Annotated in this window: 6 protein-coding genes; all 6 read left to right on the top strand. The window is 68.9% G+C overall.

Annotation, left to right across the window (positions count from 1 at the left end; translation table 11 throughout):
* The coding region (locus ACOADB_RS15450; protein WP_378600296.1) for an SDR family NAD(P)-dependent oxidoreductase at window positions 1-498 on the top strand (498 nt) is incomplete at its 5' end.
* Window positions 495-1,874 (top strand): cytochrome P450, encoded by a 1,380-nt coding sequence (locus ACOADB_RS15445; RefSeq protein ID WP_378600294.1) that lies wholly within the window; start codon window positions 495-497, stop codon window positions 1,872-1,874. The genes ACOADB_RS15450 and ACOADB_RS15445, both read left to right, overlap by 4 nt.
* Window positions 1,871-2,068 carry a ferredoxin gene (locus ACOADB_RS15440; protein ID WP_378600292.1) on the top strand — a complete coding sequence of 66 codons (198 nt, stop codon included), beginning with the start codon at window positions 1,871-1,873 and terminating at the stop codon, window positions 2,066-2,068. Before ACOADB_RS15445 ends, ACOADB_RS15440 begins: the two co-directional genes overlap by 4 nt.
* A gap of 3 nt (window positions 2,069-2,071) precedes the next feature.
* Complete coding sequence (locus tag ACOADB_RS15435; protein ID WP_378600290.1) at window positions 2,072-2,761, top strand: hypothetical protein; 690 nt, start codon at window positions 2,072-2,074, stop codon at window positions 2,759-2,761.
* Window positions 2,758-4,212 (top strand): aldehyde dehydrogenase, encoded by a 1,455-nt coding sequence (locus tag ACOADB_RS15430; RefSeq protein ID WP_378600287.1) that lies wholly within the window; start codon window positions 2,758-2,760, stop codon window positions 4,210-4,212. The genes ACOADB_RS15435 and ACOADB_RS15430 overlap by 4 nt, the downstream gene beginning before the upstream one ends.
* Window positions 4,213-4,223: 11 nt before the next feature.
* Window positions 4,224-4,904, top strand: a 681-nt coding sequence (locus ACOADB_RS15425; protein WP_378600285.1) for an SDR family oxidoreductase, incomplete at its 3' end; no start/stop codon positions are given.

Below are 4,904 nucleotides of genomic sequence, written 5' to 3'. Positions count from 1 at the left end.
GCGGGACTGCTGGGTCCCGGTGGCCTGATCGAGTCGACCACGGAGCAGCTGGCGGCGGAGTTCGACGTCAACGTGCTGGGCGCCCACCGGCTGATCCGTGCCTTCGGCACGGGGATGGTCGAGCGGCAGCGTGGCGACCTGGTCTTCGTCTCCTCCGACACGGCCCTGCGGGCCCGCCCCTTCATGCGCGGCTACAGTGCGACCAAGTCGGGCCTGGAGGGCCTGGTCGAGGCGCTGCAGATGGAGCTCGAGGGATCCGGCGTGCGGGCATCGGTCGTGCGCCCGGGTCCGACCTGGTCGGAGATGGGCTCGGACTGGGACGCGGAGGCGGGGGCGAAGGTCCTCACTGAGTGGATCAAGTGGGGCCACGCCCGGCACTCCCACTTCCTCAAGGCCACGGCCATCGCGGACGCGATCGTCACGGTGGTCAGCGCGCCGCGTGGCGTGCACATCAGCCCGGTCGACGTGAACCCCGAAGCACCACTGGAGAAGAGATGACGCTCGAAGCCATTCCGTCGGTGTCGGTCGTCCTCGACGACCAGGACCCGTCGGTGCCCGCGATCATCAAGGGCACCGGCCACCTCCCCGAGATGCGGGTCGACCCGATCACCCTGTTCCACCGGGTCCGCGAGGAATGCGGTGACATCGGCCGGTTCCGGCTGGCCGACAAGGAGGTCGTCCTGGTCACCGGTGCCGAGGCCAACGAGGCCTTCTTCCGGGCTCCCGAGAACGTGCTTGACCAGGCGGCGGCGTACCCCTTCATGACCCCGATCTTCGGGAAGGGCGTCGTCTTCGACGCCTCGCCCGAGGAGCGCCAGCAGATGCTGAAGAACCAGGCCCTGCGCGGCGACATGATGCGCGGGCACGCGCAGACCATCGAGGCGGAGATCCGCAGGATGGTCGCCGACTGGGGCGACGAGGGCGAGATCGACCTGCTCGACTTCTTCGCCGAGCTGACCATCTACACCACCTCGTCCTGCCTGATCGGCAAGCCGTTCCGCGACCAGCTCGACAGCTCCTTCGCGTCGGTCTACCACCAGCTCGAGCACGGCACCGATGCCATCGCGTACGTCGACCCGTACGCCGACATCGAGAACTTCCGGCTGCGCGACGAGGCCCGTGAGGAGCTCGTCGCCAAGGTGCAGGCGATCCTCGACGCCCGCATCGCACGGGGCGAGGTGCCGAAGGAGGACCGCGACCTGCTCGACGTGCTGATCGCCGTGGGCATGGACGCCGACTACATCACCGGCATCTTCATCTCGATGATGTTCGCCGGCCACCACACCTCCTCGGGCACGGCGTCATGGGCGATGATCGAGCTGCTCCGCAATCCCTCGGTCATGCAGGACGTCGTCGCCGAGCTGGACGCGCTGTATGCCCCGGACGCCGACGGCACCGCGCCCGAGGTGTCCTTCCAGGCGCTGCGGTCGATCCCGGTCCTCGAGGCCACGCTCAAGGAGACCCTGCGGCTGCATCCGCCGCTGGTCATCCTGATGCGGCTCGTGCAGGAGGACTTCGACCTGCTCGGCCACACGATCCCGGCCGGCACCGTCCTCGCCGCGTCGCCACGCGTCTCGAACCGGATCGAGGAGGACTTCCCCAAGGCTGACGAGTTCGACCCGGGCCGGTACGTCGACCCGCGCCAGGAGGACCTCCAGAACCGCTGGACGTGGATCCCGTTCGGCGCCGGCAAGCACCGGTGCGTCGGGAACGCGTTCGCGATGATGCAGATGAAGGCGATCTTCTCGGTCATCCTGCGCGACTTCGAGTTCGAAGCCGTGCAGCCGCTCGACTCGTACCGCGACGACGTCTCCAAGATGGTCATCCAGCTCGCCCAGCCCGCGAGGGTCCGCTACCGCCGGCGTGCGTCATGAAGGTCGTCGCCGACACGGGGATCTGCCAGGGCCACCAGCTCTGCCAGGGCGAGGCGCCCGACGTCTTCGGGTTCGACGAGGACGCCGACGCGGTCGTCGTACTCGACGAACACCCTGCCGAGTCGCGTCGCGCCGACGTCACCACCGCTGTGAAGTACTGCCCCGCTTTCGCCCTTTCGATCGAAGAGGACTGACCCATGAGTGACCCGACCCCATCGTTGGCCCCCGCCCTGAGCCGGGCCGAGATCGAGGAGTTCTGGGACTCCTGGCTCGACGTCAACCGCCGCGCCGAGCAGAGCGGCGACTGGCGCGTCATGGCCGACTGGTACGCCGAGGACGCCACCTACGGCTGGATGTACAGCCACGACGAGCACTTCATGGCGGTCGGTCGTGACCAGATCCGGGACTGGGCGATCGGCATCGAGATGGACGGTTTCGACGGCTGGCACTACGACTACGTCTGCACGATGATCGACGAGAAGAAGTCGATGGTGCTGGGCTTCTGGAAGCAGCGGTCCGGGATCACCAACGACGAGACCGGTGAGGAGTACGAGATCCTCGGCATCGGCGGCTCCTGGTTCGGCGTCGAGCGGCAGACCACGGGTGCCGACGCCGGGCAGGTCAAGATCGCCTGGCAGCGCGACTGGTTCGACATGCCGTCGACCACCCACACGTTCATGGAGATCCTCAAGGCCGACAAGGCCTCGGACACGCTGTTGAAGCGGATGTCGGTCTTCGGCCACGAGGTGCCCGGTCACTACCACCTCAAGGACATCCCCTCGACCGTGTGGCCGCCACCGGTCGAGGCCGGTCAGTACGTCACCCAGGCCCCTCCGCAGGTCGAGGAGGTTGCGCAGCAACCGTCTCGAGACCGGAGCGCGCGATGAGCACTCCCGCTGCCCAGCAGCTGATCGACGGCAAGCTCGTCGCGGCATCCGACGGCTCGTCGTACCCGATCTTCAACCCGGCCACCGGTGCGGAGATCGGTCGCGCACCGGACGGTACGGCGGCCGACATGGAGGCCGCGATCGCCGCCGCGCGCCGGGCCTTCGACGAGTCGACGTGGTCGACCGATCGTGAGCTGCGCGTGCGTTGCCTGCGGCAGCTGCACCAGGCGCTGCTCGACAACGCCGACGACTTCCGCGCCCTGACCACGGCCGAGGTCGGCATGCCCGGCTTCATGATGATGGCGGCCGGGTTCGACGTCCCGGTCGAGTCGTTGAAGTGGGTCACCGACCTGGCCGAGACCTACGAGTTCGAGACCGACCTCGGCGTCGCCGAGCCCATGGGCATCCCCTCCCGTCGCACCGTACGACGCGAGCCGATCGGTGTCGTCGCGGCCATCACGCCGTGGAACGTGCCGACCCAGATCAACCTCGCCAAGATCGGTCCGGCGCTCGCCGCCGGCTGCACCGTCGTCCTGAAGCCGGCCCCGGACACCCCGTGGGTGGCGGCGGAGCTCGGGCGCCTGGTGGCCGAGCACACCGACATCCCGGCCGGTGTCTTCAACGTGGTGACGCCGAGTTCCAACGACGTGGCCGCGGTGCTGGCCACCGATCCCCGCATCGACATGGTGTCCTTCACCGGCTCCACCGCTGTCGGCAAGGCGATCATGGCCGCGGCCGCGCCCACCCTGAAGCGGGTGTTCCTCGAGCTCGGCGGGAAGTCGGCCGCGATCGCGCTCGACGACGCCGATGTCGCTGCCGTGGCCGGAGGCACCGCCTTCGCTGCCTGCATCCACGCGGGCCAGGGATGCGCGCTCACGACGCGACTGATCGTGCCGCGGGCGAAGTACGACGAAGCGGTGCAGGTCGCCGCGGCGACGATGGAGTCCATCGGCGCCAAGGACCCAACCGACCCCGGCGCGATCTGCGGACCGGTCATCTCGCCGCTGCAGCGCGAGCGGGTGGCGGCGTACTTCGACATCGCGCTGGAGGAGGGCGGGACCTTCGCCACCGGTGGCGCGGTCATCGACCAGCCCGGCAACTGGATCCAGCCGACCGTCGTGGCCGGACTCGACAACTCCTCGCGCCTGGCGCAGGAGGAGATCTTCGGCCCGGTCCTGGTGGTCATCCCGCACGACGGTGACGACGACGCGGTCCGGATCGCCAACGACTCGGCGTACGGCCTCTCGGGCTCGGTCGACTCCGGCTCGCTGGAGCGGGCCAAGGCAGTGGCCGCACGGATCCGCACGGGCACGCTCGCGGTCAACGGTGGCGTGTGGTTCAGCCCCGACGCCCCGTTCGGCGGCTACAAGCAGTCCGGCCTCGGCCGGGAGATGGGTGTGGCCGGCTTCGAGGAGTACCTCGAGACGAAGACGATTGCTGAACCCGCATGAAGGAGACACGGATGAGGTTCCAGGACAAGGTCGTCGTCGTCACCGGCGCGGCCCAGGGCATCGGCGAGGCGTACGCAACGGCCCTTGCCGCCGAGGGCGCATCGGTCGTCGTCGCCGACATGAACGAGGAGTCCGGCGCCAAGGTCGCCGCGGCCATCAACGAGTCGGGTGGGCGGGCGGTCTTCATCCCGGTCGACGTGTCGTCGGCGGAGTCGGCGGAAGCGCTGGTGAGCAGGACGCTCGAGGAGTTCGGCGGGATCGACCACCTGGTCAACAACGCCGCCATCTACGGCGCGATGGAGTTCAACCTCCTGATCGCCGTCGACTGGGACTACTACAAGAAGTTCATGGGCGTGAACCTCGACGGCGCCCTCGTGATGACCCGCGCGGTCTACCCCGAGATCGCGAAGCGCGGCGGGGGAGCCATCGTCAACCAGTCGAGTACGGCGGCGTACCTCTACTCGGGCTTCTACGGCCTCGCCAAGGCGGCCACGAACAGCCTCACCCAGCAGCTCGCGCACGAGCTCGGTGGCCAGCGGATCCGGGTCAACGCGATCGCGCCCGGGCCGACGGACACCGCGGCCACGCGCACGCAGGCCGGCGACGCCGCCAAGGACATCGTGCGCAACTCGCTCGCCATCAAGCGGATGGGCAAGGTGGACGACATGGTCGGCGCCCTGCTCTACCTGCTG

Source organism: Nocardioides sp. CPCC 206348, from assembly GCF_048654705.1.
Lineage (GTDB): Bacteria > Actinomycetota > Actinomycetes > Propionibacteriales > Nocardioidaceae > Nocardioides.
Note: the sequence above shows the minus strand (reverse complement) of the source record. Positions and strands in the feature narration are given on the sequence as shown.

What these genes read in the sequence shown, in the direction of transcription:
- ACOADB_RS15445 (WP_378600294.1), top strand. Translation starts at nt 495, where the DNA reads ATGACGCTCGAAGCCATTCCGTCGGTGTCGGTCGTCCTCGACGACCAG.
- ACOADB_RS15435 (WP_378600290.1), top strand. Translation starts at nt 2,072, where the DNA reads ATGAGTGACCCGACCCCATCGTTGGCCCCCGCCCTGAGCCGGGCCGAG.
- ACOADB_RS15440 (WP_378600292.1), top strand. Translation starts at nt 1,871, where the DNA reads ATGAAGGTCGTCGCCGACACGGGGATCTGCCAGGGCCACCAGCTCTGC.
- ACOADB_RS15430 (WP_378600287.1), top strand. Translation starts at nt 2,758, where the DNA reads ATGAGCACTCCCGCTGCCCAGCAGCTGATCGACGGCAAGCTCGTCGCG.